The organism is Mesorhizobium sp. M0991 (genome assembly GCF_040318915.1).
Taxonomy (GTDB): Bacteria; Pseudomonadota; Alphaproteobacteria; order Rhizobiales; family Rhizobiaceae; genus Mesorhizobium.
In genome coordinates, this window is the sequence record NZ_JAMYNE010000011.1 from 176,800 (window position 1) to 193,069 (window position 16,270).

The window sequence follows — 16,270 nt, forward strand, 5'->3', positions numbered from 1 at the left end:
CCAAATCATATTTGCGGCGTCGTCTTAACATCTGTGGGACCGGCTTGCAGATTGATTGCGTGAAGCATTGCGAAAGAAGATTTCGCTTAAAACACCTTCAGGAAAATTTTACCTAACGGCTTTTCGGCTTCTTTACCAGATCGGCCTATGTTCCCCGGCAGATGCCACGACGCTGCCGGTTCGCCACATGGCAAAGAGGGTCCGGAAATGAAACGCTGCATGTTCGTCGACAATTCGAGCGTCATCAGGAAGGTTGCAAGGCGTATCCTGGGCGGTTCCGGCATGATGGTGATCGAAGCCGCCAGCGGCCATGAGGCGATCGAGATGTGCGCGGCCGACATGCCTGATATCATCGTCGTCGACGGTGCCTTGCCGGACATGCAGGCGCAGGATCTCATCCGCCGCGTGCGCGCCATGGAAAGCCCGGTATTGCCGCAAGTTTTGATTTCGCTGGTCGAGGTCGACGTCGGGGCGATCATGCGGGCAAAGCGCGCCGGCGCCCAGGGCTACCTACTGAAGCCGTTCAACAGGCCGCAACTGCTCGAGTGCTTCCGCGCCTTGAAGATTGCCGCCTGATCAGAGCCTGTTCCATTCCGATGAAAGTCGGATGAGCTCTATCTCGTTGTTTTACCAGGTTCTTTTCCGAAAAACCGGCGCCCACTTTGGGATCATGCGCTTGGTTCAGGCGCTGACCCGGATATCTTCAGGCTCGCGCAGCACATAGCCGCGGCCCCAGACGGTCTCTATGTAATTCTGCCCGCCCGACGCGGCGTCGAGCTTCTTGCGGAGCTTGCAGATGAAGACGTCGATGATCTTCAGCTCCGGCTCATCCATGCCGCCATAGAGATGGTTGAGGAACATTTCCTTGGTCAGCGTGGTGCCCTTGCGCAGCGAGAGCAGCTCCAGCATCTGATATTCCTTGCCGGTCAGATGCACGCGCTGGCCACCGACTTCAACGGTCTTGGCATCGAGATTCACCACCAGGTCGCCGGTGGTGATGACCGACTGGGCATGGCCCTTGGAACGCCGCACGATGGCGTGGATGCGGGCGACCAGTTCGTCCTTGTGGAAGGGCTTGGTCATGTAATCGTCGGCGCCGAAGCCGAGGCCGCGCACCTTGTCCTCGATGCCGGCCATGCCGGAGAGGATGAGGATCGGCGTCTTCACCTTGGAAAGGCGAAGTGTTCTTAACACTTCGTAGCCCGACATGTCGGGCAGATTGAGGTCGAGGAGAATGATGTCGTAATCATAAAGCTTGCCTAGATCGACGCCCTCTTCACCAAGGTCGGTCGTATAGACATTGAAACTTTCTGATTTCAGCATCAGCTCGATGCTTTGTGCGGTTGCACTGTCGTCTTCTATCAGCAGAACGCGCATTTCATTCCCCTTTTCTGCTGCCGGACCATTTCACGACCCGTCCAGGACCGGAGCAGTGATTGCCTGAGCAGAGGCTGCCATCGAATGGTTAATAAAACCTAATTCCCCGTCCGTGACGGTATCAGATTTTTTAACCCCTTTCTACACCTTATTGAATCCAATAACGAATCACAGACCCAAACCGCTAATACGACACATTAACAAGCCAGACTAAGTGACTCTTCAGACTCGTTGGCTGGGTTTCGCGACGAGACGCAGAATTTTTACCCGCCCTTAAGTCCTGAGCCGTATGATTAACAATGCCCGTAAACGAATGGTTACCGCCGGCAAAAAACTTTAGGAGTTTGTTTCCCATAGTTCCGGGAAAGCCGGTGGAAACGGGTCAAGCCTGGGCCTTGCCGGGTGAATTGGACGATATGTGCAGGTGTGCGTTTCCGGGAGTACCGAATCATGAAGTCACGTGAAAACCTCGTTCGGCTGAAGCAATTTCAGGTGAGCGAGAAGCGGCGGCAGCTGCTGCAGCTCGACATGATGATCGCCGAATTCGAGCGCATGGCCGTCGAGCTGGAACTTCAGATCGCCGCCGAGGAGAAGAAGGCCGGCATCACCGACATCAATCATTTTGCCTATCCGACCTTCGCCAAGGCGGCACGTCTGCGCCGCGACAACCTCAGAAATTCGCAAAGCGACCTCGCCCAGCAGCGAAATGTCGCCGAATCATTGCTTAGCGAAGCCGAAGCGGAGCTTTCCAAGGCCGAGATGCTGGAATCGCGCGACACCAAGGCGCGTGACACGGAAGCCGGCGGCCGCAGCGCCATGATCGGCTGAAAACAAGGCTTTAACGCGCGCCGCGCTTGAGCGCCATTGCTGCGCACCGAACCGTGCCCGCCTCAGGCACCCAGATCTTCCTGCTGTTCCGCCGCCCGCGCGCGCGCATTCTTGATGTCGGGCACATGCTGCTCCGACCAGGCTCTGATCTGATTGAGCAGTCCTGCCAGGTTCTGGCCAAGTTCGGTCAGCTCATATTCGACCCGCGGCGGAATGACCGGGAAAACCTCGCGCCGGACCAGACCGTCGCGTTCCAGGATACGCAGCGTCTGCGTCAGCATTTTCGGCGTGATGCCTTCGAGCTTGCGCGCCAATTCGCCATTGCGGAGCCGGCCCTGGCGCAACGCACAGATCACCAGGTAGACCCATTTGCTGGCGAGCGTCTCAAGCACGGCGTGCGACGGGCACGTCCGTCGGAACGCGTCATAACCAGAAGGGAAACAATCATCGCTATCCATGAGGTGCGTATATATCATAAAGGTACATACTAGACAATAGAATGTAACTATCCAAATGATAGTGGCATATCAAACCAGCAGGAGAGCCTCCATGCGTGCCATTATCCAGAATTCCTTCGGCGGACCCGACGTCCTCGTCATTGCCGATCGCCCCGCGCCATCACCCCAGGCTGGCGAAGTGCTCGTCCGCATCGAGGCGGCCGGCATCAATCCGGTCGACGGCGCAGTGCGCGGCGGCCACTATCCGCTGCTTGGTGAGCCGCCTTTTGTCCTTGGCTGGGACGTTTCGGGAATTGTCGAGGCGCTGGGCTCCGGCGTCTCCGGCCTCAAGGTCGGCGATGCCGTCTTCGGCATGACGCGCTTTCCCAAACAGGCGGCAGCTTACGCCGAACTCGCCGCTGTCCCGGCTGATGAGCTTGCGCCGAAACCTGAAGGCATAGATCACGCGCAAGCCGCCGCGCTGCCGCTGGCCGGCCTGACGGCCTGGCAAGGCCTTGTCCGCCATGGCCGGCTCGAACCTGGCAAGCGCGTGCTGATCCACGCCGGAGCCGGCGGCGTCGGCCATCTGGCGGTGCAGATCGCCAAGGCGCACGGCGCTTACGTCGTCGCAACCGCCAGCCCGGAAAAGCTCGATTTCGTCCGCTCGCTCGGCGCCGACGAGGTGATCGACTACACAAGGGATGATTTCACCGGGAAGGCCCGCGACATCGATCTGGTTCTGGACCCGTTCGGCGGCGAGCATGCGGAGCAATCGCTGGAAGTGCTCAAGGCCGGCGGCGTTCTGGTATCGCTGCTCGATGTCAGCGATGTCACCAAAGCAAAGGCCAGGACGCGAGGCATCCGCGTCGAGCGCATGTCCGTAGTGCCCGACCGTGCCGCTCTGGTGGAGCTCGGCAAATTGATCGACGCGAAAAAGCTGGCCGTCCACGTGGCAAAGGCGTTTCCGCTCGAACAGGCAGGTGCCGCCCATGCCTTCCTCGCCACCAGGCCGATCGGCAAGGTGGTGCTGACGGTCTGAAATTGCAGATCGTCGCCCCTCGCAAACGTAAGGGCGCGGATCGGCGCCCTTACCGGCCTAATGGCGGTATTGCTGGATGCGCGTGGTGCGCAGCCCGGCAAGGCCGTATTCGTCGATCGACGCTTGCCAGGACAGGAATTCCTCGGTGGTGAGCTTGTAGCGCTGGCACGCCTCTTCGAGGCTCAAAAGCCCCCCACGCACCGCCGCCACAACTTCCGCCTTGCGCCGGATAACCCAGCGACGTGTGTTTGTCGGCGGCAGATCGGCGATGGTAAGTGGGCTGCCGTCTGGCCCGATAACATATTTGACTCGCGGTCTAATTAGATCGGTCATCGTACTCTCTACAAAAAACTCAAAGACCCAATCCCCACCACATTACCGCCACAGCTTTAAAATTTGCCTAAGCAGACCCTAATGGTTAGGTAAGGATCATGAACGCGGCGTTAGTCTTTTCATCGGCATTTGAGACATCTGCCGGCAAGCGCGTTGAACCCGCCCGGAAAAATGAGCCGGCCCGGCAAAGCTGGCGCAGCCGGGACGCTTGACCTATATTCCCGCCATTGGCATTGAAGCGCCGCGCAGAACGAAAGAACCATGAATAGCCTCGATCTTCCCGGACGCCCAGAAAACACCCGTGTCGTCGTCGCCATGTCGGGCGGTGTCGATTCGTCGGTCGTTGCCGGTCTCCTGAAGCGCGAGGGCTACGACGTCGTCGGCGTCACGCTGCAGCTTTACGACCACGGCGCGGCAACGCACCGGGCCGGCTCATGCTGCGCCGGCCAGGACATCGACGATGCCCGCCGCGTCTCCGAGACGCTCGGTATCCCGCATTACGTCCTCGATTACGAGGAACGCTTCCGCAAGGCAGTGATCGACCCGTTCGCCGAGAGCTATGTCGCCGGCGAAACGCCGATCCCTTGCGTTTCCTGCAATCAGACGGTGAAATTCGCCGACCTTCTCGCGACCGCCAAGGAACTCGGTGCCGACGCGCTAGCGACCGGCCACTACATCCGTTCCGGCGCCAATGGCGCCCACCGCGCGCTTTACCGGCCGGTCGACGCCGACCGCGACCAGAGCTACTTCCTGTTCGCCACCACCCAGGCGCAGATCGACTATCTGCGTTTTCCGCTCGGCGGCCTGTCGAAGCCTGAGGTTCGCGCTATCGCCGAGGAGATGGGCCTGACGGTTGCTGCCAAGCAGGACAGCCAGGACATCTGCTTCGTGCCGCAGGGCAAGTATTCCGACATCATCGCCAAGCTGAAGCCGGCTGCCGCCAATCCGGGCGACATCGTCCATATAGACGGGCGCGTGCTTGGCCGCCACGAGGGCATTTTGCGCTACACCGTCGGTCAGCGCCGCGGCATCGGCATCGCCTCGGGCGAGCCGCTCTACGTCGTTCATCTCGACGCCGACCGGGCCCGCGTCGTGGTCGGCCCGCGCGAGGCGCTGGAGACCCACAAGATCTTCTTGCGCAACATGAACTGGCTGGGCGATGGCCCGCTGGCCGATATCCCGGCGACCGGGCTTGAGCTTTTTGCCAAGGTGCGCTCGACGCGGCCGCCGCGCCCGGCCGTGCTGCATCACCGCGCCGGTGTCACTTCGGTGGAGCTGGTCGACGGCGAATCCGGCATCGCGCCCGGTCAGGCTTGCGTGCTCTATTCCGACGATGGCAACGAGGCGCGTGTGTTCGGCGGCGGCTTCATCGAGCGCTCCGAGCGCGGCGCCGAAGCCGAGGCGATGCTGACGCGGCTTGCCGTCCAGCCGGCGCGGGTTCCCGCCGAATAGACGGCGTTTTCGCTTAGGGCCTGGTGTGGGCGACGGTGCCGGCGGTCAGGATGCGCAGCACCCTGATGGCTTCCTCGCCGCTGGTGCGCGGTTCGGCCCGTGTCTCGATGCAGTGGATGAAATGCTCGAGCTCGCGCGTCAGCGGCATGCCCTCGCCGACGGCCACATAGGACGGCTCGTTGGCGGTGAACGCCCATTGGCCGCTGTCCTGCCACACCGCGTGGCGGTAGACGGCAAGCTTGCGCTCCCACGGCTCGACGTCGTCGAACACGGCCATCGCCTTGGTGCCGACCACGGTCAGCCGCCGCTCGCGGTAAGGGTTGAGCCGCGAGGCGAACAGATGGCCGCGCAGGCCGTTGGGAAAGCGCATGTGCAGATGCGCAAAGTCGCTGAGATTGTCGAGAAGAGCAGCGCCTTCGCCGCGCACCTCGACCGGCTCGGTGCCGGTGATGGCCAGGATCATCGACAGATCGTGCGGCGCCAGATCCCATAGCGCGTCGTTTTCGGTGTGGAACTTGCCGAGGCCGAGCCGATGCGAATGGATGTAGCGGACCTCGCCGAGCTCGCCATTGTCGATCAGCGCCTTCAGCGTCTCGAAGGCGGGATGGAAGCGCAGCACGTGGCCGACCATGAAGACACGGCCATTATCGGCGGCCGCCTGCACCGAGCGCTCGGCATCGGCCACCGTCAGCGCGATCGGCTTCTCCACCAGCACGTCCTTGCCGCCGAGCACGGCGCGCACCGCCATGTCGGCATGGAACTGCGGCGGCAGCGCCATGACAATGGCGTCGACATCGTCGCGGGCAAACAGCGCCTCCGGCTCGATTGCCAGGCAATCCTGCTCGCTGGCAAAACCCTCCGCACGCGCAGGGTTGACATCCGAAACCGCGTGCAGCGCGCCGAGCGCCTTGAGGGTGCGGATGTGGTTGCTGCCCCAGTATCCGCAACCGAGGACTGCAATGCGCGGTTTCATCAATTCCTGACCATGGCTTTCGTGGCCGAGACATAGCGACGTGCCTCGCTGAACTCAACCCCGGCCTGTGCGCCCAAATGTCTGCCCGGCAAAGCTTTAGGCGCCAGCAATATGCCGGCTCGGCAGCCACTTCGATGCTTGACAGGCTTGGCCTCGCAACCTTATATCCGCGCGACCTTGGCGAACGCGCCGATATGCCTGCCGATTTAAGCTGGATTTCGGGCCTTCGCCGCCCTGGCGGGGTAGCTCAGTTGGTTAGAGCACGGGAATCATAATCCTGGGGTCGGGGGTTCAAGTCCCTCTCCCGCTACCACCTTTCCCCACACTCCTTTGACGCCGTTGGGGAAGGCATTCTCGCCCAAGAGTGCCGTTAGACGTCCGGCGATTTCGACTTCGATTCCGCCGATCCTCGAAGGATCTCGAAACACAGTAACGGTGTCGATCAACTCCCGCATCGCCTCTGCGGACTCGGGATCGCCTGCCTCAAGGCCGTTGGCAAGCCCTGCTCGAAGTTGGTTTACTTGTTCCTCGTAGCGTGCCAGCTCTGCAGGATGCAGCGCGATCACGCCGGTCGCCGCGGGCGCCTGATCCAGCTCAGCCACAATGCACTTGCGCTCTTCATTGAGCGTCGTTGATTGCGGTCCCAATACGGCTGGGTCGCCATGGCCCTTGGCGATGCCGTTGACCAGCCGCTCGATCTCCCGAGATAATTCTCCAAGCCTTCGCTCCAAACGAGTGCGCCGCGCATCGGTTTCGGCTGCCAGGCGCCTCCGTTCTTTTTGATACGTCTGGACGTAGTGGGCAATTACTTCAGGATGACGCAACTCGGCGGTAAGCCCATTTAGAACCGCGGTCTCGACTGTATCCAAATAAAAGGTTTTAGGATCAGGGCATGTTCCGCTTTCCGTGGCGGCCGAGCAACGGATGCGAATACGCCGGGACTTGTCCTTGCCGTTTGACGACATTCCCGCTCCACAAGCGCCGCACCTAAGGAGCCCCGACAACATATGCCGTGGTCGGCGCTGATGGCTTGGATGGGTGATTGCGCGAGCCTTTTTCCTCTCCCGTGCCGCCTCGAACAGGTCGGGCGAAACAATGGCGAGATCGGGAACTTCGATTGTTCGCCATTCGCTCTTAGGATTCGGGCGCGAGACACGCTTCCCGCTATCAGGGTCCTTGACCATTCGGACCCTGTTCCAAATCAACCGGCCGACATAGAGTTCATTCTGAAGCAGCCCCGTCCCTCTCTGCGCGTTTCCATTGATGGTAGAGGCATTCCAGGCTCGACCACGAGGTGGCGGTATGCGGTCTCTGTTGAGTTTGTGAGCGATGTCGCGCGGGGTCTGTCCGTCGACGTATTCCCTGAAGATACGACGCACGATCTCCGCTTCGTCCTCTGCGATCAGCCGCTTCCCAGGATCTCCTAGCACGTAAGTGTAGCCGTAGGTTATTCCACCCGCGTGGAGCCCCTTGTTGATCCGGCCGGCTTGGCCCCGCCGAACTTTGTGAGCATTGTCCTCTCGATAGAGTTGCCCAACAAGACCGCGAAGCCCGACCAAAACTGTGTTCACCACGCCCTCGTGGACGGCACGAATTTCGACGCCAAGAAATGAAAGGCGCTTGTGAATGCCGGCGAGGTCTTCCATGTCGCGAGAGAGCCGGTCAAGCGCCTCTACGACCAGCACATCAAATTCGTGCTCACGAGCTTTGTCCATGAGGTGGAGCAAACCATCACGGCCCATAACGGACCCGCCAGAGCGAGCTCGGTCGTCAAACGTTGCGACAATGTTCAGACCCTCGCGCTCGGCGTATGTTCGGCACAACGCGAGTTGATCGTCTATAGATCGTTCATTCTGAAGATCGGTTGAGAAGCGTGCGTAGATCGCGGCTCGATTCATGATGTATTTTCTCGGCCTGTTCACGTGCGTGATCTTCGCGGGCCGCCTGGCGCGCGAGAGCGCTTGCAAGGCGCAGAATCGCTCTGTCAGGCGCCTGGCGCAAGACCCGTCTTGGGGATTTCACCACCATTGCGGGTGGCGCTCGCAACGAGTCAAGAATAGCGTCCGCCATGTTGGCTCGGAGAATAGCAGTCCGCAGGATGGGTAGCCTCCTTCAAGCCTGCCGAGTTCATGATCTTGGTCCATGTGTTCCAAGATGTGCTCATGCAGGAGACCAGAGAAGCCATCAAACCGACCAGTCGCAGAAAAGGATAGCAAGGCGTGCTATTCGGAAAGTCGCGAGCTTGATCGGTTGAACTCGTTCAGCCTTGTCGGGAAAAACGACAAGTTCAAATAACGGACGTGCGACCACTCAAACGTACAAAGCCTGCGGCATTCCTGCACTGGCCTCGCGGTGGCGACTCTTTCCGACCTACTCGCACTTACCCCTGCCCCTTCGCCGATGCCTCGGCGACCAAGGCTCCGCCCAAGAAAAAGCTAGGCGACTTTGAGTTCCTTGATCGCCTTCTCGAAGGCGGACTTGATCGGCTTGGATACGTCCTCGACGGCTTTGGTCGTGATGGCCTGGAGTTCCTTGGACTGCTCGACGGCCGTTTCAACCTGCTTGCGAACGAAGGCGGTCTGCAGTTCAACGAATTCGGAAGGCGACTTAACGGCAATTAGGGCTTCGAAGTGCGAGAAGGCGGCTTCAGTATTGGCGCGCAGAACGGCAATTGTCTTCAGCGACAGATCGCTGCCAACGGCTTTGGCGGTTTCGAAGCTCGACTCGAGAGCCTTCTGGGCGTTTTCAGAGCCGGCCTTGAATTTGGTAAAAACTTCTTTCGACTGTTCGACGCCCTTTTCAGCGGCAGCGCGGAACTCGGCCGTTACCTTGGACGGATCGAAGGTCGGTAGGGCGGTGCCTTCAATGGCATCAGCGGTTTTTTCAGTGGTGGACATAGTTTCCATCCTTCAGTGGATACCCCCAAAAACGCCTCGTTCATTATGAAACCGACACAACCCAATAGCAATGTTTTTGTGCGCTGCACCATGAATTTCTTCCCCTACGGCAACCGAGCGCTGAAGGCAGGGCGGCGCCCGCAATCGCTGGCGGAAACGGAACCTGGGGCACTCGCATGCCTCTCATTCCGGGACCGCTCCATGGGCCGTTATCCGGCGCCACGACATGAACTTCGATATCGCGCGAGCGCAGGGCCGCGGCAACTTCCAGGCCAATGAAACTGGCGCCAAGCACGATGCCGCGGCGCGCAGTCGGGAGCCGGAGGGTGCCGAAGAAAATAGCGGCTGGACCATTCGAAGAGAAAGGCGATCGATACGCACTCAACGTACTCGTCGATGCTCCACCGGTTCTGTGTCGGAGAGCCTTTTGATGTTTCCAGAAAATCCTGTCCGCGGTAACATGAGACAGAGGGACATGCACCAACCCCAGAAAGGGAGGTCCGCCATGAAAGTCAAAGACGCAATGCACAAGGGTGTCGACTGGGTCAGCCCCGAAACCGCTGTCACCGAACTTGCGAAATTGATGCGAGCCGAGGATATCGGTTCGATTCCCATCGGAGAGAACGACCGGCTGATCGGAATGGTGACCGACCGCGACATTGTCTGCAAAGGACTGGCGGAGGACGGTTTCGACAGCCGCACCGCGACGGCGCGCGATGTCATGACGACCGGCATTCACTGCTGCCGCGAAGACGACGATCTGGCCAAGGCCATGCGGCACATGGAGGAACTGAAAATCCGCAGGTTGCCGGTGATCAACAAGAGTATGCGGATGGTCGGCATCCTCAGCGTCGGCGACGTCGGTCAGTCGGCGCCGAGGGAACTTGTGTCCGAATACGTCAAGAGCGTTTCCGCCCATCACCACTGAAGGGCGGCTCGCCCGGCGGATAGTCGATATCCGCCGGGCTTTGCCCATGCCCTCGATCGAAGACCTCAACCGGCAGAAATGTCCGGTCCTCGTGGCCAAGCTCGACCGCCTCGCGCGCGACGTCGCGTTTATTGCCGACTTGATGGCCTAACGTGTCGTTCATCGTCGCAGAACTCGGGGCCGACGCCGACCCTTCATGCTGCACCTCTACACCGCACTGGCCAGGAAGGAGCGCCGGAAAATTTCCGAACGGATTCGGGCCGAACTGGCAGCCCGGAAGCAGCGTGGCGAAAAGCTGGGTAATCCACGAAATGCCAGCGATGCGGCTGCGACTGGTCGCCTGGCCCAGGTTGAGGCGGCGAGCAGTTCGCCCAAATCGAGTTGCCGCAAAAACCGCCCCGGTTAGACCGGGACGGTTTTGGATTGAAACATAAAGGCTCAATTGCGGTGGGCAAAGACGCTGACATTGCGATCTGGGACCCCAGCATGCGCAAAACCATACGTCACGGCGAGTTACATGATGGGTCGGACTATTCGCCCTATGAAGGTTTGGAAGTGAGCGGTTGGCCGACTACGGTCGTCGTGGGCGGCACTGTCATGATTTCAGAGGGACAGCTCTGCGGACCGAGGGGAGCCGGTAAATATATTGTGAGAATGGTCTAGATCCAGAAGTAACTTCAACTTGTTCTGCGATATCGCATCTTTTTTCAGGACTAATTTGTCCTTCGGGTGCAACGCGTATTTGCGATACATCATCTATTCCGCTCCGTATGGAGATTTGGCGCAGTTTGTGCTTAACGAACGACGAACCCGATAGCCGCAGAGATTTCCGCTACGGGCCGACAGCGGAATGGCAGCTTTCGCCGCGAGGACTGTCAAAACGGACATTCATCTCCGCACACAGATGGTCTGGATCTGACCCGGTGACGACCTTCTTGAGGTCACGGTGCAGGATCTGCACAAGGGTGGAAGCTGCCATTCGAGCCGGAAAGCGCGCCATAGGGGAGATGAACCGAGTTTAGCGAAGGCTGGCCTTCATTATGCGGTTGCATATCCGGTGCGTGCTTCCTGGCGGGAAACGTCCGCTGTGAAAGGGCCGTTTGACAGCCACACCCGGAGACGTTGGTCCTGATCGGTTAAATCTTGCTTGGCGACGCTTCATCTGCCGTAAGGGCGCGCGCTCGCGTGCCGGAGACAATAATCTCCAGGACCTCGTGCTCGTCGGTGTTCCTGACGTAGCGATCGCCGACGTTCTCGCCGCGCTTCAGCACCATCACGCGGTCGCCCACAGCGAAGATGTCGACGAGGCGGTGGGAGATGATGATCTGGGCAACGCCCTGCTTTTTCAGCTCCAGCATGGTCTCGAGCAGCCGCTCGGTCGCCATCACTGAGAGATTGGCGGTCGGCTCGTCGAGGATCACCACGCGCGGCTGGAAGGAGATAGCGCGGGCAATCGCCACAGATTGCTGGCGGCCGCCCGACAGGCTCTCGACCTTTTGATAGACGGAGTTCACGTCGACCTTGAGCCGCTTCAGCACGCTGTCGGCTTCCGCGTACATTTTCCGCCGATTGACGAAAAGGCCCTTGAGCGGCCAACGGCCAAGAAAGATATTCTGACCGACATCCATATTCCCGCAAAGAGCGAAATCCTGGTAGATCATCTCGATGCCGGCGTCGCGGCTTTCGTGCGGGCTCTTGAAGTGCACCGGCTGCCCGGCGACGAAGACCTCGCCGCCGGCGTCGCGCTGGTAGGCGCCGGTCAGGATCTTCATCAGCGTCGACTTGCCGGCCGAGTTGTCGCCGACGAGGCCCAGGATCTCGCCGGGATAGAGCACGAGGTCGACGTTGCGGAGCGCCTGCACCGCACCGAAGGCTTTTTCGATGCCCCGCATTTCTACGATCGGTGCAGGCCTCGTCGCGTCACGCATGGGTGGTTTCCGCCGTTCTTGTGCGCCGCGCGAGGCGCGCCCGCAGGCGGCCGAGGATGTTGGCCTGGCGCACCCAGATGTCAATCAGCACCGCCACGATCAGGATGCCGCCGATGAAGACGTTGATCCAGTGCTGCGGCATGGCGAAGCCCTGGACGTTGAGCTGCAGCAGCGCCCGGATCAGGGTGATCACCGCCGCCCCGGCGAGCGCCCCGATCACGGTGCCGTAGCCGCCGAAGATCGAACCGCCGCCGATGATTACCGAGGCGATGGCGTCGAGCTCGCGGAACTGGCCAGCCACCGGGTTGAAGCTGCGGAAGTAGGCGACGTTGATGATCCCGGCCATTGTCGCGCAGAGCGCCGCCAGCATGAGCGCGAGGAACCGCACCCGGTTGGTGTTGATCCCGGCATAAGCGGTGGCGCGAATGTTGCCGCCGGTCGCATAGACCTTCTGCCCGAACGGCATGTAGGCGAGCACGACGCCGGCAATGAGGGCGACGAACAGCATCCAGATGGTCTGGACGCTCACCACCTCGGCGATCGAGCGCAGGAGCCCGTCCGGCAGCGAGATGCGGTAGTGCAGCAGGATGTCGTTCACCTTGCGGCCAAGCAGGTTGTAGCCCTCGGGCCAGCCGGTGAGCTGCTGCCCGGCGACGAACCAGGCGGCGAGGCCGCGGGCGATGTAGAACATGCCGAGCGTGGCGATGAAGGCCGGCAGCTTGAAGCCGACGGTGACGATCGCGTTGACGAGGCCGGCGCACATGCCCGCGAGCAGGCCCATAGCCACGGCGGTCACGGGGTCGGCGCCAAGGACCTTGAGGAAATAGGCGGCGGTGCTGCCGGCGAGGGCGAGCACCGCCCCGACGGAGAGGTCGATATCGCCGGCGGCGATGACGTAGGTGAGCCCGATGGTGATCAGCGCAAGCTCGGTGTAGTTGAGCAAGATCGCGAAGCTGTTGGACAGGTTCCACCAGTAGTCCGGCCGGAGCGCGAGGCCGGTCAGCCACAGGAGCGCGGTCAGGATGATGGCGAGCGCGTCGCGCCGGGCGAGGAACTTGCCGAACCCGGTGGCCGACAGCGCCATGTCGGTCACCATCGCGCCCTTGGTCTGCACCCCCTCGATCGCGATGCCGCCGATCTCGTAGGCCGGTGGCGGCGGCCGGCCGCGGAGCCAGGCCCAGAGGCGCCCTGCCACCTGGCGGCGGATGAGATAGGGCTCGATGAGCACCGCGACGACGAGCAGCAGCCCGAGGAACACCGGCACCGCGCCGACCGGTAGCGAGAAAACGGCGTTGACCGTGATCTCCTCGTCGCCGATCTTGATGATGCGCGTGATCGGCCAGCCCTCGCGCAACACCTTGTCGAGCAGCACCACCAGCAGGGCGCCAAGGCAGGATCCGGCGACCCGACCGCGGCCGCCGAGGATCGAGGCGCCGCCGATGATCACGGCGGCAATGACGGTCAGCTCACCGCTGACGCCGTAGAGGGGCGTCACGCCCTTGTCTTGGGCGGCTGACATCAAGCCGGCTAGCGCCGCGCAGAGCGAGGAGATCAGAAAGGCTCGGATGCGCACCCAGTTGGTCGGGATGCCGGCATAGGACGCCGCCTGCTCGTTGCCGCCGGTGGCGAAGGTCTCGTAGCCCCAGCGCGTCTTGGCAAGCACATAGGCGCCGGTCACGGCGACAACGAGGAAGATCACGATCTGGTTGTTGAAGCCGAGGAGGTTAGTCTCGCCGAGGTGAAAAAAAACCGGATAGCCGGTCGCCTTGGCAGGGTAGTAGATCGCCTGGCCGTGAGTGAGCGCCAGCACGAAGCCGCGGCCGATGAAGAGGACAGTCAGAGTGGCGATGAACGCCGGCACTTTCAAGATGGTGACGAGCACGCCGTTGACCAGCCCGATCAGCGTGCCGAGAAGGACGCAGGGGATTACCGACGTGACGACGCCGAGGTCAAGGAAGTTCGGCGCGAACAGCCTGGCGAAGACGACGGCGACTAGGCCGTAAGTCGAACCGACCGAAAGGTCGAGGTCCTTGTTGACGATGACGAAGGTCACTCCGACCGCGATGATGGCAACCCGCGAGGTGTCGCGGAGCAGCGAGTGAAACGCTCCTGTTGACCCGAAGAACGCGGGATTGACGAGAGCGCCGCCGAGATAGAGCAGCAAAAGCAAGGCAACGAGCCCCACCTCCCAGCCGCCGACAATCTGGGACGGCGCACGGCCGAGCGATGTGGTCGCGGTAAGCGCCATGGTCTCTTCTGGTCGATTTCCTGCTGCCGCATTGCGGGAGAGCCTGCGCCCTCCCGCAGTGATTTCAGACGTTCCGAGCGGACTCAGTTCTCGAAGCGCTTGCCGACGTCCTCGACGGTCTCCTTCGTCACGAGTTGGGCGCGTGTGTCGAGGTTGGCCGCCGCGATGCCTCGATCGATCTCCAGATAGAGCTGCATGACCGGCCAGAAGCCCTGCAAGAAGGGCTGCTGCCCGAGCGCGCCGGTCAGATCGCCGCTCTTCATCGCATCCTGCTGGGCCGGACCGAGGTCGAAACCGTAGGCGCAGATCTTGCCGGTCATTCCGGTCTGAGCGACGGCCTTGGCAAGCGCCGGCGTGAACACGTTGTTGCCGGCGAAGGCGCCAACGACATCGCCGCGCGATTCGAACAGCGTCACGATGCCGTTCACCGGATCATTCGGATTGGTGTCGATACCGGTGTTCTCCGGACCCGCGCCGACCTTGAAGGCATCAAGCTTGCCGGCATCCTTCAAGCCCTTGACGATGGCGTTGAAAGCCGAAGTGACGCGATTGTTCACCTCGATGTTGCCCATTGCGGTCGACGACGGCAGGACGATCGAACCCTTCTCGATATCCTTGTCCGCGAGGCACTTGACGAGCGCCTCGCCGGCGATTGCGGCAGCGGAGGCGTCCTGGCCGGTGTGGCCGATGCCGCTGCGGTTGAGGATCGTGCCGTCAAAGGAATTGGTCGTGGCGACTGGTATGCCCTTCGCCTCGGCGGCCTTGACGATGTCGTTATAGGCGCCGACCTGGGGCGTTGTCATGATCAGCCCGTCGATCGTCGGATCCTGCACGATCTGGTTCAGGATTTCGATCTCGCGGGCAGGGTCGTCGGTCGGCGATTCCGAGCCGAGCAGCAGGATCTTGGCGCCGATCAGGTTGCCGGCGACGGTCGCGCCGACGTAGACCGGATCGAAGAAGCCATTGCCGGCAGTGTGTGTCACGATAGCGAAAGTGAGGTGACCATCGGCCGAATGGAAGTCCTTGGTACCGGGGGCCTCCTTTGCGGCTTCTTCGAAGCTGTAGCCGCCGACCGCCTTATCGACGCCGCCCGATTGTGCGTAGGCGTTCGATACGCCGAGCGATAACGCCGCGGCACACGCCGCGAGCGAGAAAATGCGTTTCATGATTTTCCTCCCTTGCAACCAACGGTCGGAAGCCGTTCGGGCGCATTTATTCAGGGATTCCGAATGCTTCCTCCCACCCCTCATATTCTGCCCAAAGCCCGCCCACGTAAATAGTGCTCCCACTTTCACCGACGAATTGGTTTAGAGCGGAAAAGCATCCGCCGTCGAAAGGTCACCTGACGCAAGTGAAGGCCGGCTGAGAGTTCGGAAGGCTTTTGGCCGGCGAAGCGCGATCCCGAACGGCAGTCAGCTCGACATGACGGTGTTCGAGAAGAAGATCGACGCCGGGGCAGCGGCGATACGGGAAGCGATGACTCATTCAGTGGACGGCCGATCCGCTGCTCGCAAGCGAGGATGGATACAGCACAATCGTCGCCAGAAATCGGCCAATGCGAATGACCGCAATTGTATAGTGACACGCCTTTGGCTGTCCCACCTGGGAAGGACCGTTTCTGGCGCAACCACGACTTGGGCTTCGCTGGCCGCTATGTCCGCTTGCGCGAAATGGCAACGTCGACCTGAGGTACCGAAATGCGGCGCATCTTGTCCATCCAGCCTTCAAATGACGGGTGCAATGACCGGCGTCATGCAGATCCTGCCTATGGATCGAGCCCTGTTCGCGCGCTTCATGGCAGCCATGCTCCAAGGATTTCGCGACCGAGGC

At 61.1% G+C, this 16,270-nt stretch carries 15 protein-coding genes, 1 tRNA gene and 2 pseudogenes; 8 read left to right on the top strand and 10 right to left on the bottom strand.

The features are described 5' to 3' along the window. Positions 1 to 207: 207 nt before the first annotated feature. Entirely contained in the window at positions 208 to 576 is a 369-nt protein-coding gene (locus tag NKH70_RS18175) for a response regulator (protein ID WP_352466765.1), read from the top strand. Between the two features lie 105 nt (positions 577 to 681). On the opposite strand, the gene ctrA is transcribed toward NKH70_RS18175, so the two are convergent. Beyond that, complete coding sequence (gene ctrA / locus NKH70_RS18180; RefSeq protein ID WP_006203583.1) at positions 682 to 1,377, bottom strand: response regulator transcription factor CtrA; 696 nt, start codon at positions 1,375 to 1,377, stop codon at positions 682 to 684. Between the two features lie 450 nt (positions 1,378 to 1,827). On the opposite strand from ctrA, the gene NKH70_RS18185 reads away from it, so the two are divergent. Next, entirely contained in the window at positions 1,828 to 2,205 is a 378-nt protein-coding gene (locus NKH70_RS18185; RefSeq protein ID WP_023719275.1) for a flagellar export protein FliJ, read from the top strand. Between the two features lie 62 nt (positions 2,206 to 2,267). Here NKH70_RS18185 and NKH70_RS18190 read toward each other — a convergent pair whose 3' ends face one another. After that, positions 2,268 to 2,663, bottom strand: coding sequence for a winged helix-turn-helix transcriptional regulator (locus NKH70_RS18190; RefSeq protein WP_352466764.1), 396 nt, complete (start codon positions 2,661 to 2,663; stop codon positions 2,268 to 2,270). A gap of 91 nt (positions 2,664 to 2,754) precedes the next feature. Here NKH70_RS18190 and NKH70_RS18195 point away from each other — a divergent pair, with 91 nt between their 5' ends. Further along, on the top strand, positions 2,755 to 3,681 hold the full coding sequence (locus NKH70_RS18195) for an NADP-dependent oxidoreductase (RefSeq protein WP_352713317.1): 927 nt from the start codon (positions 2,755 to 2,757) through the stop codon (positions 3,679 to 3,681). Between the two features lie 57 nt (positions 3,682 to 3,738). Here NKH70_RS18195 and sciP read toward each other — a convergent pair whose 3' ends face one another. Beyond that, positions 3,739 to 4,014 (bottom strand): CtrA inhibitor SciP, encoded by a 276-nt coding sequence (gene sciP / locus NKH70_RS18200; RefSeq protein ID WP_023679563.1) that lies wholly within the window; start codon positions 4,012 to 4,014, stop codon positions 3,739 to 3,741. Between the two features lie 261 nt (positions 4,015 to 4,275). Between sciP and mnmA the strand changes: the two genes are divergently transcribed. Then, positions 4,276 to 5,466, top strand: coding sequence for a tRNA 2-thiouridine(34) synthase MnmA (gene mnmA / locus NKH70_RS18205; RefSeq protein WP_352912576.1), 1,191 nt, complete (start codon positions 4,276 to 4,278; stop codon positions 5,464 to 5,466). Positions 5,467 to 5,479: 13 nt separating this feature from the next. On the opposite strand, the gene NKH70_RS18210 is transcribed toward mnmA, so the two are convergent. Then, entirely contained in the window at positions 5,480 to 6,439 is a 960-nt protein-coding gene (locus NKH70_RS18210; protein WP_352466761.1) for a Gfo/Idh/MocA family protein, read from the bottom strand. A 236-nt stretch (positions 6,440 to 6,675) separates the two neighbouring features. On the opposite strand from NKH70_RS18210, the gene NKH70_RS18215 reads away from it, so the two are divergent. Next, a tRNA-Met gene (locus NKH70_RS18215) sits at positions 6,676 to 6,752 on the top strand. On the opposite strand, the gene NKH70_RS18220 is transcribed toward NKH70_RS18215, so the two are convergent. The 3 genes and pseudogenes from NKH70_RS18220 to NKH70_RS18230 all read right to left on the bottom strand — a co-directional run. Continuing rightward, positions 6,709 to 8,337, bottom strand: coding sequence for a recombinase family protein (locus tag NKH70_RS18220; protein WP_352912631.1), 1,629 nt, complete (start codon positions 8,335 to 8,337; stop codon positions 6,709 to 6,711). The two genes, NKH70_RS18215 and NKH70_RS18220, sit on opposite strands and share 44 nt — an antisense overlap. 537 nt (positions 8,338 to 8,874) lie before the next feature. Then, positions 8,875 to 9,336: a phasin gene (locus NKH70_RS18225; protein WP_352912577.1), complete on the bottom strand. Its 462-nt coding sequence runs from the start codon at positions 9,334 to 9,336 to the stop codon at positions 8,875 to 8,877. Positions 9,337 to 9,520: 184 nt separating this feature from the next. Then, positions 9,521 to 9,649: pseudogene (locus NKH70_RS18230) on the bottom strand (NAD-binding protein); the annotation flags it as partial. Between the two features lie 192 nt (positions 9,650 to 9,841). On the opposite strand from NKH70_RS18230, the gene NKH70_RS18235 reads away from it, so the two are divergent. From NKH70_RS18235 to NKH70_RS18245, 3 genes and pseudogenes are all read left to right on the top strand, one after another. Next, complete coding sequence (locus tag NKH70_RS18235) at positions 9,842 to 10,264, top strand: CBS domain-containing protein (protein WP_125007292.1); 423 nt, start codon at positions 9,842 to 9,844, stop codon at positions 10,262 to 10,264. A gap of 196 nt (positions 10,265 to 10,460) precedes the next feature. Next, a complete protein-coding gene (locus tag NKH70_RS18240; RefSeq protein ID WP_352912578.1) occupies positions 10,461 to 10,670 on the top strand; it encodes a recombinase family protein in 210 nt (69 codons plus the stop codon). Positions 10,671 to 10,696: 26 nt separating this feature from the next. Further along, a pseudogene (locus NKH70_RS18245) lies at positions 10,697 to 10,927 on the top strand (amidohydrolase family protein); the annotation flags it as partial. A 473-nt stretch (positions 10,928 to 11,400) separates the two neighbouring features. On the opposite strand, the gene NKH70_RS18250 reads toward NKH70_RS18245, so the two are convergent. The 3 genes from NKH70_RS18250 to NKH70_RS18260 form a co-directional block, all read right to left on the bottom strand. Next, positions 11,401 to 12,192, bottom strand: coding sequence for an ATP-binding cassette domain-containing protein (locus tag NKH70_RS18250; protein ID WP_352912580.1), 792 nt, complete (start codon positions 12,190 to 12,192; stop codon positions 11,401 to 11,403). Continuing rightward, the gene (locus tag NKH70_RS18255; protein ID WP_352912581.1) at positions 12,185 to 14,440 is read right to left on the bottom strand and encodes an ABC transporter permease; all 2,256 of its coding nucleotides are present in this window, start codon (positions 14,438 to 14,440) and stop codon (positions 12,185 to 12,187) included. Before NKH70_RS18255 ends, NKH70_RS18250 begins: the two co-directional genes overlap by 8 nt. Before the next feature lie 83 nt (positions 14,441 to 14,523). Beyond that, positions 14,524 to 15,606: a substrate-binding domain-containing protein gene (locus tag NKH70_RS18260; RefSeq protein WP_353025786.1), complete on the bottom strand. Its 1,083-nt coding sequence runs from the start codon at positions 15,604 to 15,606 to the stop codon at positions 14,524 to 14,526. Positions 15,607 to 16,270: the final 664 nt, after the last annotated feature.